The organism is Streptomyces sp. NPDC051776, assembly GCF_040681345.1.
Taxonomy (GTDB): Bacteria; Actinomycetota; Actinomycetes; order Streptomycetales; family Streptomycetaceae; genus Streptomyces.
In genome coordinates, this window is record NZ_JBFAYQ010000020.1 from 56,649 (window position 1) to 73,214 (window position 16,566).

14 protein-coding genes and 1 riboswitch are annotated in these 16,566 nt (G+C 71.3%); of the genes, 10 read left to right on the forward strand and 4 right to left on the reverse strand.

Annotated elements, in window-relative coordinates; translation table 11 throughout:
• The first annotated feature begins 61 nt into the window (after positions 1-61).
• The 3 genes from nrfD (at position 62) to AB0M26_RS17460 (ending at position 3,339) form a co-directional block, all read left to right on the forward strand.
• On the forward strand, positions 62-961 hold the full coding sequence (gene nrfD, locus AB0M26_RS17450) for an NrfD/PsrC family molybdoenzyme membrane anchor subunit (protein WP_365261450.1): 900 nt from the start codon (positions 62-64) through the stop codon (positions 959-961).
• Between the two features lie 179 nt (positions 962-1,140).
• Positions 1,141-1,410, forward strand: coding sequence for a hypothetical protein (locus tag AB0M26_RS17455; protein ID WP_365261453.1), 270 nt, complete (start codon positions 1,141-1,143; stop codon positions 1,408-1,410).
• A gap of 141 nt (positions 1,411-1,551) precedes the next feature.
• Positions 1,552-3,339 (forward strand): beta-ketoacyl-[acyl-carrier-protein] synthase family protein, encoded by a 1,788-nt coding sequence (locus tag AB0M26_RS17460; protein ID WP_365261456.1) that lies wholly within the window; start codon positions 1,552-1,554, stop codon positions 3,337-3,339.
• Positions 3,340-3,936: 597 nt separating this feature from the next.
• On the opposite strand, the gene AB0M26_RS17465 is transcribed toward AB0M26_RS17460, so the two are convergent.
• Positions 3,937-5,199 (reverse strand): transglycosylase family protein, encoded by a 1,263-nt coding sequence (locus tag AB0M26_RS17465; protein ID WP_365261459.1) that lies wholly within the window; start codon positions 5,197-5,199, stop codon positions 3,937-3,939.
• A gap of 187 nt (positions 5,200-5,386) precedes the next feature.
• Here AB0M26_RS17465 and AB0M26_RS17470 point away from each other — a divergent pair, with 187 nt between their 5' ends.
• On the forward strand, positions 5,387-5,884 hold the full coding sequence (locus AB0M26_RS17470) for a cupin domain-containing protein (RefSeq protein ID WP_365261462.1): 498 nt from the start codon (positions 5,387-5,389) through the stop codon (positions 5,882-5,884).
• A 189-nt stretch (positions 5,885-6,073) separates the two neighbouring features.
• Here the strand turns inward: AB0M26_RS17470 and AB0M26_RS17475 are convergent, their stop codons facing one another.
• Positions 6,074-7,240, reverse strand: coding sequence for a transglycosylase family protein (locus AB0M26_RS17475; protein WP_365261465.1), 1,167 nt, complete (start codon positions 7,238-7,240; stop codon positions 6,074-6,076).
• Between the two features lie 5 nt (positions 7,241-7,245).
• Positions 7,246-7,417, reverse strand: a riboswitch (cyclic di-AMP (ydaO/yuaA leader).
• Between the two features lie 498 nt (positions 7,418-7,915).
• Between AB0M26_RS17475 and AB0M26_RS17480 the strand changes: the two genes are divergently transcribed.
• Together AB0M26_RS17480 and AB0M26_RS17485 are read left to right on the forward strand one after the other, a co-directional pair.
• A complete protein-coding gene (locus AB0M26_RS17480) occupies positions 7,916-8,971 on the forward strand; it encodes a permease (RefSeq protein ID WP_365261467.1) in 1,056 nt (351 codons plus the stop codon).
• Positions 8,968-9,918 carry a TIGR03943 family protein gene (locus tag AB0M26_RS17485; protein ID WP_365261470.1) on the forward strand — a complete coding sequence of 317 codons (951 nt, stop codon included), beginning with the start codon at positions 8,968-8,970 and terminating at the stop codon, positions 9,916-9,918. Before AB0M26_RS17480 ends, AB0M26_RS17485 begins: the two co-directional genes overlap by 4 nt.
• 113 nt (positions 9,919-10,031) lie before the next feature.
• On the opposite strand, the gene AB0M26_RS17490 is transcribed toward AB0M26_RS17485, so the two are convergent.
• Positions 10,032-11,258 (reverse strand): acyl-CoA dehydrogenase family protein, encoded by a 1,227-nt coding sequence (locus AB0M26_RS17490; RefSeq protein ID WP_365261472.1) that lies wholly within the window; start codon positions 11,256-11,258, stop codon positions 10,032-10,034.
• Between the two features lie 147 nt (positions 11,259-11,405).
• On the opposite strand from AB0M26_RS17490, the gene AB0M26_RS17495 reads away from it, so the two are divergent.
• Positions 11,406-12,050 (forward strand): TetR family transcriptional regulator, encoded by a 645-nt coding sequence (locus tag AB0M26_RS17495; RefSeq protein ID WP_365261475.1) that lies wholly within the window; start codon positions 11,406-11,408, stop codon positions 12,048-12,050.
• Positions 12,051-12,260: 210 nt separating this feature from the next.
• Here AB0M26_RS17495 and def read toward each other — a convergent pair whose 3' ends face one another.
• Complete coding sequence (gene def, locus AB0M26_RS17500) at positions 12,261-12,815, reverse strand: peptide deformylase (protein WP_365261478.1); 555 nt, start codon at positions 12,813-12,815, stop codon at positions 12,261-12,263.
• Between the two features lie 185 nt (positions 12,816-13,000).
• Between def and AB0M26_RS17505 the strand changes: the two genes are divergently transcribed.
• The 3 genes from AB0M26_RS17505 to AB0M26_RS17515 all read left to right on the forward strand — a co-directional run bounded on the left by AB0M26_RS17505 (position 13,001) and on the right by AB0M26_RS17515 (position 16,428).
• Positions 13,001-14,239, forward strand: coding sequence for a MurT ligase domain-containing protein (locus AB0M26_RS17505; protein WP_365261480.1), 1,239 nt, complete (start codon positions 13,001-13,003; stop codon positions 14,237-14,239).
• Between the two features lie 37 nt (positions 14,240-14,276).
• Positions 14,277-15,005, forward strand: a complete 729-nt coding sequence (locus AB0M26_RS17510; RefSeq protein WP_365261483.1) for a glutamine amidotransferase — start codon at positions 14,277-14,279, stop codon at positions 15,003-15,005.
• A gap of 397 nt (positions 15,006-15,402) precedes the next feature.
• Positions 15,403-16,428, forward strand: a complete 1,026-nt coding sequence (locus AB0M26_RS17515) for a 6-phosphofructokinase (RefSeq protein ID WP_365261485.1) — start codon at positions 15,403-15,405, stop codon at positions 16,426-16,428.
• Positions 16,429-16,566 lie beyond the last annotated feature (138 nt).

The following is a 16,566-nucleotide window of genomic DNA, read 5'->3' on the forward strand; positions in this document are numbered from 1 at the left end:
CTGGGCGGGGGCCGAGGGCCGGAAGGAGCGAAGGCGGCGGGGGCGTCGCGGGGAAGAACTGATGGTGCCGCGGGCGGACTTCACCACGTACTACGGCAGGCCGGTCATCAAGGAACCGGCGTGGAGGGCCCGGGACATCGCCGGGTACTTCTTCCTGGGCGGGCTCGCCGGGGCCGGTTCGGTGATGGCCGCCGGCGCCCATATCACCGGTCGCCGAGCGCTGCGCAGGGGGATGAAGGTGTCCTCGCTCGCGGCGGTGTCGCTCTCGGCCGCGGCACTGGTCCACGACCTGGGCAAGCCGTCGCGATTCGGCAACATGCTGCGCGTCGTCAAGCCGACCTCGCCGATGAGCATGGGCTCATGGCTCCTTGCGGGCTACGGCCCGGCGGCGGGCGCGGCCGTGATCAGTGAGTTGTCGGGGCGGCTGCCGCGGGCGGGTGCGGTGGCCACGGCAGCGTCGGCGGTCCTGGGATCCGGCGTGGCGACGTACACGGCCGTGCTCGCGGCGGACACCGCCGTCCCCGCATGGCACGAAGCCCACCGCGAACTGCCCTATCTCTTCGCGGCGTCGGCGACGGCGGCCGCTTCGGGCATGGCGCTCGTCCTGGCCCCACCGGCTGAGACCGGTCCGGCCCGGCGGTCGGGACTGGCGGGAGGCGCGGCGGAGCTGGCGCTGATCCGGCTGATCGAGCGCCGCCTCGGCGTGATCGGCGAGACCTATCGGCAGGGCGAGGCGCTCTTGCTGATGCGGGCCGCGGAGCTCCTGACGCTGGGTGGCGCGGTCGGCGCCGGCCTGCTGGGGAAGCGGAGCCGGGTGGCCGCGGCGGTGGGCGGTGCGGCACTGCTGGCGGGTTCGGCGTGCACCCGGTTCGGGGTCTTCCATGCCGGACTGGCCTCGGCCCGCGACCCGAAGTACACGGTGGTTCCGCAGCGCGAACGGCTGGAGCAGGCCCGGTCCTGAGCGTTGCGCGGGGAGTTCACCGCCGTACGACCGCCGATCCGCTTACCGGGACGCCGGTCCCGCCGAGCGAGGTCCCAGCCCGGTTGAACGCCAAACCACCCCGCGCCGCGCTGCGCCGATCCGGTGATCTCGGCCGCGCCCTGCACCGGGGATGTTCGGGGCGGCGCGAGGATCGTCCGATGAACCCTCCATCCGGCCGACCGTCGCCCCACCTCGACCCCAGCGAGGCGAACCAGGGGCAGTGCAAGGAATCGGAACGCGCCGCGACCGAACGGCGCAGCCGGCGCCGGGCCGCCCGCAGGGTGGTCGCCGGTCACGCCAAGGACCCCGAGGATCTGGCGTTCCTGCTGGAAGCTCTCGAACTGCAGCCGGACACCGACGGACGGGCGCCTCGGCCGGAGCACGGGGACAGCGCGGATGGTACGGACGCAACACGACCTGGAACGTGAAACGAACCACATCACCTGATTCGTCACGGTGAATGGGATCTGCATCACTTACCGGCGCCTCAGGGCGAATTTACGATCGCGGGCAATTCACCACCTTTGCCGATCCGCTGCCCCGTGCGCGGAAGCCGAGAGGACGCCACCGTGAGACAGCTGCCCAAGATGTCCAATTTCGACGAGAATCCCCACATATGCACTTGTGGTGAACTGGTGCCAGGCGACGTGCTCGTGGCCGACGGCGCCAACCGTTTCGCCGTACTCGATGCCTCCCCCGCGGACGAGGAACACGTCCGCCTGACACTGCGCGCCGTCCACGGAGGCCCCGACTTCCACGCGGTGCACCCCCGTACGGGCCCGGTCGAGGTTGCGGGTGAGCGCGTCGACCCGGAGTCCGTTCCGCTGATCGTCCCAACGGGACCTGGCGTGGACTTCCATGACGGTGACCACATGTCGGTGCTGGACGCCGCCCGGAGCCGGGCTGCGGAACGTCACTTCGTACGCCGTGACGGCGCGTGGCACGCCGAGACCGGCACCGACTGCCCGGGAGCCGGCACCCCGGAGCAGGACAGCGACGGCGGCACACCCCTCACGGACGACGAGATGCGGGCGCTCATGGCGCGCGACCCGCAGGCACTCGTCTGTCGGCTCGACCCGGTCCCCCGGCCACCGCGCGGCGGCCGGCGCGTCGTCGTCACCGGCGTTGGCGCGATCAGCCCGCTCGGCGGTGACGCCGCGGCCACCTGGCAGGGGCTTCTGGACGGCCGGAGCGGCGTACGACGGCTCGACGGCGAGGAGTTCGCGGACCTGGCGGTCGGCATCGCCGCGCCCTCCGCCGTAGAACCGAGCGAGCGCTTGCCACGCGCACGGGCCCGGGCCATGAGCCGTAGCGCCCAGTTCGCGGTGCTGGCCGCCCGCGAGGCATGGGCGGACGCGGGTTTCCAGCAGGACGAGGTGACCGAGGGGACGCTCGATGCCCGGCGCGTGGGCGTCTCCATCGGCACCATCATCGGCGGCGCGCCGGTGCTGGTCGACGCCGACCGCACCCTGGCGGACCGCGGCCCGCGTCATGTCTCCCCGCACACCGCGCCGATGATCGTGCCCAGCGGAGCCGCGGCGCAGGTGGCGATCGACACGGGGGCGCGCGCCGAGGCCCGTACGGTCGTGAGCGCGTGCGCCTCGGGAACGGAGGCCATCGGTCAGGCCATCGACCGCATACGGGACGGACACGCCGATGTGGTGGTCGCGGGCGGCACGGAGGCCGTGATCATTCCGGCCATCATGGCGTCCTTCGCTTCCATGCGGGCCCTCTCCCCCGGGACGGACGGCCCCGAGAAGGCGTCGCGCCCCTTCGACACCGCACGGGACGGTTTCGTGGTCGGCGAAGGCGCGGGGCTGCTGATCCTGGAGTCCGAGGACCACGCCCGCGCACGGGGCGCGCGCATCTACTGCGAGGCGGCGGGCTGGGGCGTCTCGGCCGATGCGTTCCACATGGCCGCACCGCGCCCCGACGGCGGCGGTGTGATCGATGCGCTGCACAAGGCCCTCGACGACGCCGGGGCCAAACCGGACGAAGTGATGCATGTCAACGCGCACGCAACCGCCACCGGCAGCGGCGACGCAGCCGAAGCGCTGGCGCTGCGGGCCGTGTTCGGCGAGCGGCCGGCCATGCCCGTCACCGCGCCGAAGGGTGCGATGGGGCACCTGCAGGGCGCGGCGGGCGGCGTGGAGGCGGTGGCCGCGGTCCTGACGCTGTATCACGGAGTCGTGCCGCCCACGGTCGGGTGCGAGGAGCCGGACGACTCCCTGGGCCTCGACGTGGTCACGGGCGCGCCGCGGCCCCTTCCGGAGTCGGGCGATGTCGCGCTGAGCAACTCCTTCGGGTTCGGAGGGCACAACGCCGTACTGGCCCTCCGCCGCGCCCGGGCGGCCTGATGTTCCCGACCCGGCGGAGGGAAGGCCGCCGGGGACACGGCTCCCGCATGACATAGCGAGCCCGTGCCGCGTGCGTGCCGCGTGCGTGCCGCGTGCGTGCCGCGTGCGTGCCGCGTGCGTGCCGCGTGCGTGCCGCGTGCGTGCCGCGTGTTCAACTCCGCGGGCCGCACCGGCGTTCCAGGTCATCGAAGTTCGACCAGGTCAAGGTGCTGGAGTCGTCCCGCCGTCCCGGGTCGCCCCGGCCTCGTTGCCCACGGCCGGCAGGCAACCATGCTGGTGTCGCTGCGCCGCTACGGGGGAGCGGCGCAGCGACACCGGCCATCGCAACGCGGGAGCTCCCGGACATCACGGCCGAGTGGCGTGACTACGGCGAGCTCGCGCTGTCGGGGAGGGCGAGCGGGTGCAGGCATCCACACAGCTCGAACCCCGGGCGCGTCCGACGTCCCTGCGTTCTCGGTCGGGCACCACGGCCGGTCGGTCACGTCGTGCAGCGGGGACGGATGGACACGTGCGACGACACCCGTTGGAGGCGTATCCGCGCACCACCCGCCCGGCGGTGGATGAGCTCCGGTGAACGGCCCGCTGGTCCCGGGCGCCTCAGATGCTGATGCCCCTGGCACGCAGATACGCCAGCGGGTCGGCGTCCGAGCCGTAGCCGGGCCCGGTCCGCACTTCGAAGTGCAGGTGCGGACCGGTGACGTTTCCGGTCGAACCCGACCTGCCAATGCGCTGCCCGCCGTTCACCGGCTGGCCCGCGCGGACGGAGAGCGCCGAAAGGTGCGCGTACTGGCTGTACTTGCCGTCCGCATGCCGGATCACGACCTGGTAGCCGTAGGCGCCGCCCCACCCTGCCTCCACCACCTTCCCGGTGGCGACCGCGCGTACGGCCGTGCCTGTCGGGACAGGGAAGTCGACGCCCGTGTGGTAGCCGCTCGACCAGCTCGATCCGGGGGCGTGGTACGGGGTGCCGATCGCGGTGTTCGCGACCGGGCTGGAGAAGCCGGAGGCGGCGGACCCGGCCGACGACGCCTTCTGTTCGGACCGCTGCGTCCGTTCCTTCCGTTCGGACCGCTGCGTCCGTTCCTTGCGTTCGGTGCCCTGCGACTGATGCTTCCGGGACTCCTCATGCGCCTTGCGGGACTGCTTCCCGGGCTGCTGTCCCTGCCGCTCCGTCCTCTGCGGCTTCGCGGTCTTCTCCGCCTGCCCAGCCTGATCGGTCCGTTGCGCGGGGCCGGCCTTCCGGCCGATGACGAGCTTCTGCCCGGGGATGATGAGGTCCGGATCGTCGCCGATGACGCGGCGGTTGTCCTCGTAGATCCGCTCCCAGCCGCCGTCCACGTCGCGCACGCGCGCTATGGCGAAGAGGGTGTCGCCACTGACCACGGTGTACGACTCGGGTCTGATGCGGTCCGGGCGGCTCTCGGCCGACGCCATCCGCGAGACCTGCGGCTCCGTATGAGCGGTGGTGGGCGGGGTTTCGCTCCCGCGCGACAGTCCGGCATTGCCCGAGCAGGCGGGCCAGGCCCCGGGCCCCTGTCCGAAGCGGACCTTCTCGGCCACGGCGATCTGCTGGTCCTTCGTGGCGAGGTCGGCGCGCGGCGCGTAGGCCGTACCGCCGTACTCCTCCCACGTGGATTGGGTGAACTGCAGCCCGCCGTAAAAGCCGTTGCCGGTGTTGATGCTCCAGTCGCCGGTGCTCTCGCACTCCGCGACCTTGTCCCAGGTGTCGACGGGCGCGGCCTCGGCACTTGGGACGCCGACTAACGGCAGGGCTATCCCCGCGCCGCCTGCGGTGACCGTGAGAGATGCCTGCGAGATGCGGTTCGGCTGGTACCTGCGATGACGGCCGTGTGCGGGCATGGGCGTTTTCCTCTCCAGCTGCGGGGCGCGCCAAGATTAAGGCGGGTATTCCATGGGCCACAAGAGAGCCTCGTTTACTGGAAGATCGGAATCCGGAACGCTGGACGGAATCGCTGTCATGCCACAGCCATGAATAGTCACTTCCGTTTTACTGGACAGGACACGGACAACAATTGCGGAGGAACCCATGCCGAATCCCGTCCCTTCGGTCGCCGAACTCACCGCTCTCTACGGCCTGGAGCCACTGCCCCTGGAAGGCGGTCTCTTCCGACAGACATGGGCGGGCCCGGGAGAACCCGGCGGACATCCCTCGGGTACGGCGATCCTCTTCCTGATGGCGGCCAAAAGCGATCTCTTCTCGGCCATGCACCGGCTGCCCCGCGACGAGGTCTGGCACTTCTACCTGGGGGATCCGGTGGAGCTGCTGCTCCTCGAGCCCGGCGGCGCATCGCGGGTCGAGCCGCTCGGCCAGGACGTCATGGCCGGTCAGCACGTCCAGTTCACCGTCCCGGGCGGTACGTGGATGGGTGCCCGGGTGCGCGCCGGCGGCAGCCACGCGCTCATCGGATGCACCCTCGCCCCGGGCTTCCTCCCCTCCGACTACGAGGGCGGCGACGCGGACGAACTGGCCGCGCGCTACCCGGAACACTCCGGGATGATCCGGGCGTTGTGCCGGGGCGCGTGACCGCTCCCGGACAGCGCGGCGCGTAGCCGCCGTCCCGGTCGCGGCGACACGTCCAAGGGCGACACGACCAAGGCGACTCAACAGAAGCCGCGCAACAGAAGCGAGGTGCCGGTCCCCCGTCGTCACGGGGAACCGGCACCTCATCGAGTCAGGAGGGAAGACTCCGTAGCCGTTCGAGTCGTACGAGCGTCAGATCTTGACGCCGTGGTCACGCAGGTAGGCGACCGGGTCGATGTCCGAGCCGTAGTCCGGGCCGGTGCGGACCTCGAAGTGGAGGTGCGGACCGGAGGAGTTGCCCGTGGAGCCGGACAGGCCGATCTGATGGCCGCCGGTCACGGACTGACCCGCCGAGACGGACAGCGAGGACAGGTGGGCGTACTGGCTGTACTTGCCGTCCGCGTGGCGGATGACGACCTGGTTGCCGTACGAGCCGCCCCAGCCCGCGGACACGACCTCACCGGCGCCGATCGACTTCACCGTCGTACCCGTGGGCACGGGGAAGTCCGCGCCCGTGTGGTAGCCGCTGGACCAGGCGGAGCCCGCCTGGTGGTACGGGGTGCCGAGCGTGAGGTTGTCCACCGGGGCGCTGAAGCCGTCGGCGCTCTTGCCGGCGGCGGGCTTGGCGGCCGGCCTGGCGGTCGGCTTCGGGGCCTTGGGCGCGGCGTGCTTCGAGCCCTGCTTCTTCCAGCCCTCGTGCTTCTGCCCGGCCTCGGCCTTACCGCCGCCGAGGCTGAGCTTCTGGCCCGGGTGGATCAGGTTCGGGTTCTCGCCGACGACCTGGCGGTTGTCCTGGTAGACGCGCTTCCAGCCACCGTCGATCTGCTTGGACGTGGCGATCTTGTAGAGCGAGTCGCCCTTGACGACCGTGTACGCCTCGGTCTTGCCGTGGCGCTTGTCGTCGCGGTCGGCGCGGTCCTTGGCGGGGGCGGCCTTGGTCTCGGCCTTCCCACCGGTGGCGGGGGCCTCGGGGGCCGGACCACCCTTGGCCAGACCGGCCTTGGGGCCGCAGACCGGCCAGGCGCCGGGGCCCTGGCCCTCGAGCACCTTCTCGGCGACGGCTATCTGCTCGGCCTTGGTCGCGTGGTCGGCGCGGTCGGCGTACTTGGCGCCGCCGAAGGCGTCCCACGTGCTCTGGGTGAACTGCAGGCCTCCGAAGAAGCCATTGCCGGTGTTGATGCTCCAGTTGCCGTTGCTCTCGCACTCGGCGACCTTGTCCCAGGTGCTGACCGAAGCGGCGTTCGCGCTGCCCGCGCCGACGAAGGACAGGCCGATACCGGCACCGCCAGCGGCGGCGACGAACGTGGCGCGAGTAATCCGATTGGGCTTGAAGCGGCGGTGACGTCCGCGTGCAGACATAGGGTGCTTCCTCTCCTACGCCTGCGAGGTGAGCTGTCGGGTTCGGGCTGGAGTTGCCCGGCCGCGCCCTGAGCGCTATGAGCGCTGCGGCACGTCTTCACCCCTAGCCGGACCACGCCGATCGCGGTACGGCACTTACCTTGGTTCCCCCGCTCCTGCCGTGGGTGCGTTGTCGTTTCTCCCCCCACCGGCGGCAGGACTCGGCGCTCCGGCAGATGGGCGCCCGCCCTTTCCGTGGACAGGCAGCGGAAAAATAAACACATTCATTTCTTCGCCACAAGTGCCCTGCAATTGTCTGAATCGCCGGGGGACAGATCGACTTGCATTTGGGTCACGCTACGCTGCCGATCCTTGCCCCACAGCAAAGGCGATTACTACCGAACGACTCTCACGGAGGGCAGGGGGTAACCAAGTCGAAGGAATTTGGCCTCTTCGAGTGCGCGAGGTCACATTCACGGCGAGGCATCTGTGAGATGGGTCACCGGGCAGCCAATTGTCCGTTTTATGGGTTGAATTCGCCTTTGCTGCATTGCGGACATGAAACGACCCTTTGACGCATCGGAGGCTATCCGGCGAAACGGATGATTCTGGACCAAGCACCCGAGGCGTTTCCCGGCACCCGCCCCATTCGCGCATATCGTGAGCAGCCCCGATCGCGGAACGTGCGGAGTCGCAGTGCAGAGAACGGACGAGTTGACGGGCCCCCGCGCTCCGGTGCCGCATGCAGCCGGTGCGAGGACCACACCCGAGGCCCCGGGTCGCACAAGCCCTCGCCGGCTCCCGTGGCCGATCGTCACCGTCCTGGGGCTCGGACTCGCCCTCGCGGCCGCGGTCGTCACCGGCGCGATCGGGCAGCCCGACCCCGGCGCCGTCGGCGCCTGGCGTACGGTCTGCGTCGCGATCGTGGTGCAGGCCCTGCCGTTCCTGCTGCTCGGCACGGTCATCTCAGGGGCCATCAACGCGTTCGTGCCCGCGCGGGCCCTCACCCGGGCGCTGCCGAAGCGGCCGGCGCTCGCGGTCCCCGTGGCCAGCGCAGCCGGAGTCGTCCTGCCGGGGTGCGAGTGCGCGTCCGTACCGGTGGCGGGAAGCCTGATCCGGCGTGGAGTCACGCCCGCGGCCGCGTTCGCCTTCCTCCTCTCGGCCCCCGCTGTGAACCCGATCGTGCTCGCGTCCACGGCCGTCGCCTTTCCCGGCGCGCCCGGGATGGTGGCGGCCAGGCTGCTCGCCTCGCTGGTCACCTCGGCCGCGATGGGCTGGCTGTGGATCCGCCTCGGACGGGAGGAGTGGCTGCGGCTGCCGGCCCACCGCACGGGACACAGCCCTGGCCACAGCCGGTGGGAGGAGTTCCGGCTGGGCTTCCAGCACGACCTCCTGCACGCCGGCGGGTTTCTGGTGCTGGGGGCGATGGCGGCGGCGACGTTCAACGTCGCCGTCCCACGCTCGGTCCTGGACACCTTCACCGGATCGCCCTGGCTCTCGGTGGCCTTCCTCGCCGCACTGGCGATCGTGCTCGCCGTCTGCTCGGAGGCGGACGCCTTCGTCGCCGCCTCCCTCACCGGCTTCTCCCCCACCGCACGGCTGGCGTTCATGGTCGTCGGGCCGATGGTGGACGTGAAGCTCATCGCCCTGCAGTCGGGCACCTTCGGACGCGGCTTCGCCGTCCGGTTCCCGGCGGCGACCGCACTGATGGCCGTCGCCTGCAGCGCTCTGGTCGGGTGGTTGATGCTATGAGGCGCAATGTCCAGATTCTTCTGCTTCTGCTTTCGGGCGCCGGGCTGTTGCACATCGCGCTCCTCAGCGACGTGTATCTGCGGTACGTGAAGGAGGGGCTGCGGCCGCCGCTGATCGTCTCGGGCGTGCTGCTGGTCGCCCTGGGCATGGTGGGCGCGGCGCGGGACGGCTTCCCCTTCGCCAGACCCACCACCTTCGCCAAGCCCACCGCCGAGCCTGCCGTTCGAGCGGCTGCAGGACCCGCGCGAGCGGACCACGGACAGGAACGCGGGCACGGGCGCGAAGGCGGGCACGGGCACGAAGGCAGCCACGGACACGACGGCGGACAGGCGCGCGAAGACAGCCACGGACACGACGGCGGACAGGCGCACGAAGACAGCCACGGACACGACGGCGGGCAGGCGCGCGAAAGCAGGCATGAACACGGGCACGACCACAGCCGTGGCCCCAAGGTCGCCTGGCTGTTGTTCTTCCCCGCCATCAGCCTGCTCTTCTTCACGCCTCCCGCGCTCGGCTCGTACACCGCGGCACGGGACGGCGATACGGCGACGGCTTCGAGGGGGTCCAGCTTCGCCCGGCTGCCCGACACCTCACCCCTGGTGATGCCGCTGTCGGACTTCAGCTCGCGCGCCCGCAGGGACGGCTCCCGGAGCCTTGACGGCCGTACGGTCGCGATGACCGGATTCGTCACCCCGGGGCAGGGTGGTGGCTGGTACCTGACCCGCCTGTCGCTGAGCTGCTGCGCCGCGGATTCCCAGGCGGTCAAGGTCCGCGTGTTCGGCGCCCCTCCCCCGCCCGCCGACTCCTGGGTCACCGTCACCGGCACTTGGCACCCAGTGGGCGCGATCGGGACGCCGTCCGCCACAGCGGCACTGGACGCTGACGGCGTACGGCACGCCGCCCGGCCGGCGAACCCGTACGCGGACGCCCCGCCGCCCAGGGCCTGACCGTCCGGCCGCCCAGGTCCCGGTTCACGAACCCGGCCCCGTACACGTACGGCCGCCCGCCCAGGTGACGGTCGGGCCCTGGGCGGTGGCCCCTCGGCGCGACCGGCGCCGGTTCAGCGGATGGGCATTCCCGAGAGGGTGCGGGCAATCACCAGACGCTGGATCTCGCTCGTCCCTTCAAAAATGGTGTAAATCGCAGCATCCCGGTGCATACGCTCCACCGGGTACTCCCGTGTGAAGCCATTGCCGCCCAGGATCTGCAAGGCCTGCGCGGTGACCTTCTTCGCCGTCTCGCTCGCGAACAGCTTCGACATCGAGCCCTCGGCCGCCGTGAACGGCTGGCCGGTGGTCGCCATCCAGGATGCCCGCCACACCAACAGGCGGGCGGCGTCGATCTGGGTGCGCATGTCGGCGAGCTGGAAGGCGACGCCCTGGTTGTCGATGATGGGGCGCCCGAACTGGGTCCGGGTCTTGGCGTATTCGAGGGCCTCCTCGTATGCGGCGCGGGCCGTGCCCACCGCCATGGCGCCCACCGCGGGCCGGGAGGCCTCGAAGGTGGCCATCGCCGCATTCTTCAGACGCTCGCCGCCGGACTTCACGCGTTCGCGGGCGCGCGCGAGCCGCTCGTCGAGCTCGTCCTTGCCACCCAGCAGACAGCCCCCCGGGACCCGTACGTCCTCGAGGACGACCTCGGCCGTGTGGGAGGCGCGGATGCCGTGCTTCTTGAATTTCTGCCCCTGGGAGAGACCGGGGGTCTCCGGCGGGACGATGAACGAGGCGTGCCCCTTGGACCCCAGGTCCGGGTCGACGACCGCCACCACGACGTGGACGTTGGCGATTCCGCCGTTGGTCGCCCAGGTCTTGGTGCCGTTGAGCACCCACTCGTCCTTGGCCTCGTCGTAGACGGCGCGAGTGCGCATGGAGGCCACATCGGATCCGGCGTCGGGCTCGGAGGAGCAGAAGGCCGCGACCTTGACGTCGTCCGGGTCGCCGTACATCTGCGGGATCCAGGTGCCGATCTGTTCCTCGGTGCCGTTGGCCAGCACGCCGACGGCCGCGAGTCCGGTGCCCACGATGGACAGGCCGATGCCCGCGTCGCCCCAGAACAGCTCCTCCATGGCCATGGGGATGCCGAGGCCGGTGGGGTCGAAGTACTGCTGGGCGTAGAAGTCGAGGGAGTACAGGCCGATCTTGGCGGCTTCCTGGATGACGGGCCAGGGGGTCTCTTCGCGTTCGTCCCACTCGGCCGCGGCCGGGCGCATCACATCCGCGGCAAAGCCGTGGACCCAGTCCCGGACCGCCTTCTGCTCGTCGTCGAGTTCGAGCCTGAACTCAGCCATTGCCCCTCCACCTGCGAGTTACTTGCGGTAACCACAGTCTGTTACCGGTCAGTAAGCACTGTCAACTCCTCGCTCCCGATCAGTTCGCGCACCTGGCCAGGTGTTACGTTGCGGGCACGAGCACGCGCACGGGCGGGGAGACACCTCATGGAGACCAGTCAGCGGGAAGACCAGCAGCGCGCAGCGGAGCGGCGCCGCAAGGAACTGCTGGAGGCCGCGGACCGTGTGGTGCTGCGCGACGGACCCGGAGCGTCCATGAACGCCATCGCCGCCGAGGCCGGCATCACCAAGCCGATCCTCTACCGCCACTTCGGCGACAAAGGCGGGCTCTACCGCGCCCTCGCCGTACGGCACACGGACGCCCTGCTCGCCGGACTCCGCGCCGCTCTCGACGCGCCGTCCGACCGCCGGGACCGGGTGGAGCGGACTCTCGACACCTATCTCTCCGCCATCGAGGCCCGCCCCCAGGTCTACCGCTTCCTGATGCACCCGTCGGACGACGCCCAGACCGGCGAGCAGGGCTTCGACGTCGGCCGCCACTCCGCGCCGCTGCTGCGCCGCATGGGAGAGGAACTGGCGCAGGTCATCGCGGAGCGGGTCGACCTCGGCCCCGGCAGCGACGAGCTGGCGCGGGTCTGGGGCCACGGCATCGTCGGCATGATGCACGCGGCGGGCGACTGGTGGCTGCGCGAACGCCCCTGCTCCCGCGCCCAGTTGGTGCGTCATCTGGCCGATCTGCTGTGGGGCCGGCTGGCTGCGGCGGGCGACCGCGTGGGCGGGCCCGGCTTCTGAGGCCCCCGCTTCCGAAGCCCCACCTTCCGAGACGGAATCTTCCGGGGCCCGCCTTCCGAGGCGGAGCCTTCCGAGGCCCCCGCTTCCTGAGCCTCCGCTTCCGAGGCGGAGCGCCCGTGCGGCGAGCCGCTGCCCACCAAGCGGCGCCGTTGCGGTGCATGGCCTACGAGTCGCGCGTCCGCGCTCCCCGCCCCAGCCCCCGAGACCGGCCTACGACGCCGAGGCCTGCCCCGCCCACGGTGCACGCCGTGCCGCCCGCAGCGCCCGGCGCCTGCGCAGCCCGGTCAGGCGGTCGGTGTAGACCTTCCCGTCCAGATGGTCCGTCTCGTGCTGCAGGCAGCGCGCGAAGAAGCCGGTGCCCTCGATACGGACCGGCGCACCCGTACGGTCGAACCCCTCGACCACGGCCCGGTCGAAGCGCCGCGTCCCCGCCTCGACACCGGGGAGGGACAGGCATCCCTCCGGCCCCCTGAGGGTCACGCCGCCGGTCTCGACGAGCCGCGGGTTCACCACGTGCCCGAGATGGCGGCGGTCCTCGTCGTCGGGACAGTCGTAGACGAACACCCGCAGCGGCAGCCCGACCTGGTTCGCCGCGAGGCCCACCCCCTGGGCGGCGTACATGGTCGCGAACAGGTCCTCGACGAGCTGGGCGAGCGCCCCGTCGAAGGCGGTGATCTCCCCGCAGGGGGCGTGCAGCACCGGATCCCCGAGCAGCCGCATGGGCCGTACGAGTCCGGAACTGCCGGGAATGACACTGTGTCGCACGGGCCAAGCGTACGGTCCCGGGCGGGACCGGCAGGTCGGGCGCGGGGTTGTGGTTCGGGCCCGAGGGCGGATCTCGATAGGCTGATCCCCGAACGGAGCCTCCCGGTCGGCGAATCGGCGCGGGGGGCGTTCCACCGACGGACCGGGGGCGGGCGCGGCACCGGATGCAAGGAGGAACCAGGACGATGACGGACAACTCGGAGCCGCTGTCCCCGCGGGCCAAGCTGGCCGTGACGGCCGGCAGAGCCGCAGCGGCAGTCTCACGGGCGGCGGGCCGCGGCAGCGGATCGGTGATCGGCGGACGGGTGGCCCTCAAGCTCGACCCCGACCTCCTGGCCCGCCTGGCCCGGCATCTGGATGTCGTCCTGGTCTCGGCGACCAACGGCAAGACCACCACGACGCGGCTGATCGCCGAGGCGCTCCGGGCGAGCGGCCCGGTCGTCTCCAACGCGCTGGGCGCGAACATGCCCGCGGGCATCACCTCCGCCCTCGCCGGAGGCTCCGACGCCCGGTACGGCGTGATCGAGGTCGACGAGAAGTACCTGGCCGGGGTCGCGGGGGACGTCACGCCGAAGGCCATCGCCCTGCTCAATCTCTCCCGCGACCAGCTCGACCGTGCCGCCGAGACCCGCATGCTGGCCGAGAGGTGGCGCGAGGGCCTGTCCGGCACGAAGGCCACGGTCGTCGCCAACTGCGACGACCCGCTCGTCGTCTGGGCCGCCTCGTCCTCCCCCAACGTGGTCTGGGTAGCCGCGGGCCAGGAGTGGAAGGACGACGCCTGGTCCTGCCCGTCCTGCGGCGGCGTTCTGCAGCGCCCCGGCGACGACTGGATGTGCGGCGACTGCGGCTTCCGCCGCCCCGTCCCGACCTGGGCCCTGAACGGCGACCACGTCCTGGATCCGCACGGCTCCGCATGGCCGATCCGCCTCCAGCTTCCGGGGCGGGCGAACCGGGCGAACGCCACGACCTCCGCCGCCGTGGCCGCGACCTTCGGGGTGCCGCCCCAGGTGGCGCTGGAGCGCATGTACCAGGTGCAGGCGGTGGCCGGACGCTACGACGTCGTCACCTTCGAGGGCCGAGAACTGCGGCTGCTGCTGGCGAAGAACCCGGCCGGCTGGCTCGAGACCTTCTCGCTGATCGACCCCCCGCCCACGCCCGTGATCCTCTCGGTGAACGCGCGCGGCGCCGACGGGACGGACACGTCCTGGCTGTGGGACGTGGACTACACCCGGCTGGCCGGGCACCCGATCTGCGTCATCGGCGACCGCAGGCTGGACCTCGCGGTGCGGCTGGAGGTCGCGGGCCTCGACTTCCGTGTGTGCGACACCCTCGACGAGGCCGTACGGCTCTGCCCGCCCGGCCGGATCGAGACGATCGCCAACTACACGGCGTTCCAGGACCTGCGCCGCCGAGTAGGCAACTGACCGGACCCGAACGAGACTTGGACAAGGACGAGCGAGCATGAGCGAGACCAGTCTGCGCCTGGTGTGGGTCTACCCCGACCTGCTGAGCACGTACGGCGACCAGGGCAACGCCCTGGTGGTGGAGCGGCGGGCCCGGCAGCGGGGCCTGACGGTGTCCCGTGTCGACGTGCGCTCCGACCAGCCACTGCCCACCTCCGGCGACATCTATCTGATCGGCGGCGGCGAGGACCGGCCGCAGCGGCTGGCGGCCGAGCGGCTGCGCCGCGACGGCGGGCTGAACCGCGCGGTCGCCAACGGCGCGATTCTCTTCTCCGTCTGCGCCGGCTACCAGATCCTGGGCCACGAGTTCATCAACGACCTCGGCGAGCGCGAGCCCGGTCTCGGACTGCTGGACGTGGTGAGCACCCGCGGCGAGGGTGCCCGCTGCGTCGGTGACGTCCTGGCGGACATCGATCCGGAACTCAACCTGGCGCCGCTGACCGGCTTCGAGAACCACCAGGGCATCACGCACCTCGGTCCGACCGCGCGCCCCTTCGCCAAGGTCCGGTTCGGCAACGGCAACGGCACCGGCGACGGCTTCGAGGGCGCCTACCACGACACCGTCTTCGGCACGTACATGCACGGCCCCGTACTGGCCCGCAATCCGCAGATCGCGGATCTGCTGCTGAAGCTGGCCCTGGACGTGAACGCCCTGCCACCGGTCGACGACCGCTGGTACGAGGCGCTGCGCCAGGAGCGGATCGCCGCCGCGACTCAGCCCGCCTGACCCGTTCGTCACCCCGTTCGTCACTCGGGACACCGGCCGCCAGGACTGCGGGCCCGGCGCGCCGGATCATGTTCTGCGGGCGCACGCCTTCTCGGGGCGCACGCCTTTCTCGGGGGCGCGCGTCCCCGGCGCGTACGAGGAGCCACGGGCGCATACGACGGGCCACAGGCGCGTACGAGCGTCCGGGCGCGCGCACTGCTGCCTGCGAGCCGCCGACCGCACGTACGGTCCGTCCCGCGCCGTCCCGACTGATGGGCTTCCGTCCCGCCTGGTGGACGGAGTGCGCGTGCCCCGCCGCGCGCCGATAAGGTTGCTGCCGCTTGTAGAGTTGAGCGAGTCCAGCCGGACGAGGGGGTCCGGCCGCCGGCACCAGACGTTCCCAGAGGTATTTCGAGCAATGCGCATTGGTGTGCTCACATCCGGCGGCGACTGCCCCGGTCTGAACGCCGTCATCCGCTCCGTGGTGCACCGCGCCGTGGCGGACCACGGCGACGACGTCATCGGCTTCCACGACGGATGGAAGGGCCTCCTGGAGGGCGACTATCGGAAGCTCGACCTCGATGCCGTGGGCGGCATCCTGGCACGGGGCGGCACCATCCTCGGCTCGTCCCGGGTGCAGCCCGCGCACCTGCGTGACGGCGTGGAGCGGGCCAAGGGGCACGTCGCGGAGCTGGGACTCGACGCGATCATCCCGATCGGCGGAGAAGGCACCCTCAAGGCGGCGCGGATGCTGTCCGACGCCGGACTGCCGATCGTCGGCGTGCCGAAGACGATCGACAACGACATCGCCTCGACTGATGTGACCTTCGGCTTCGATACCGCCGTGGGCGTCGCGACCGAGGCCCTGGACCGGCTGAAGACCACCGCCGAGTCGCACCAGCGCGTCCTGATCGTCGAGGTCATGGGCCGCCACACCGGCTGGATCGCGCTGCATTCGGGCATGGCGGCCGGTGCGCACGCCATCGTCGTCCCCGAGCGGCCCTTCGACATCGGCGAGTTGACGGAGCTGGTCGGCAAGCGCTTCTCCGCGGGCAAGAAGTTCGCGATCGTCGTGGTCGCCGAGGGCGCCAAGCCCCGCGAGGGCTCCATGCAGTTCGACGAGGGCGGCAAGGACATCTACGGACACGAGCGGTTCGCCGGCGTTGCCCGTCAGCTCTCCGTCGAACTCGAGGAGCGCCTGGGCAAGGAAGCCCGCCCGGTGATCCTCGGCCATGTGCAGCGCGGCGGCACACCCACCGCGTACGACAGGGTGCTCGCCACACGCTTCGGCTGGCACGCCGTGGAGGCCGCGCACCGCGGCGACTTCGGGATGATGACCGCCCTGCGCGGCACCGAGATCACGCTCGTGGCGCTCGCCGAAGCGGTGGAGAACCTCAAGACCGTCCCGGCCGAGCGCTACATCGAGGCCGAGTGCGTGCTGTGACCCGCCGCGCCCCGAACTGACCCGGTGGCGCGACGAACCGGAGCACCGCAGATGCACCGCAGATGCACCGCAGATGCACCGCAGATGCACCGCAGATGCACCGCAGATGCACCGCAGATGCACCGCAGATGCACCGCC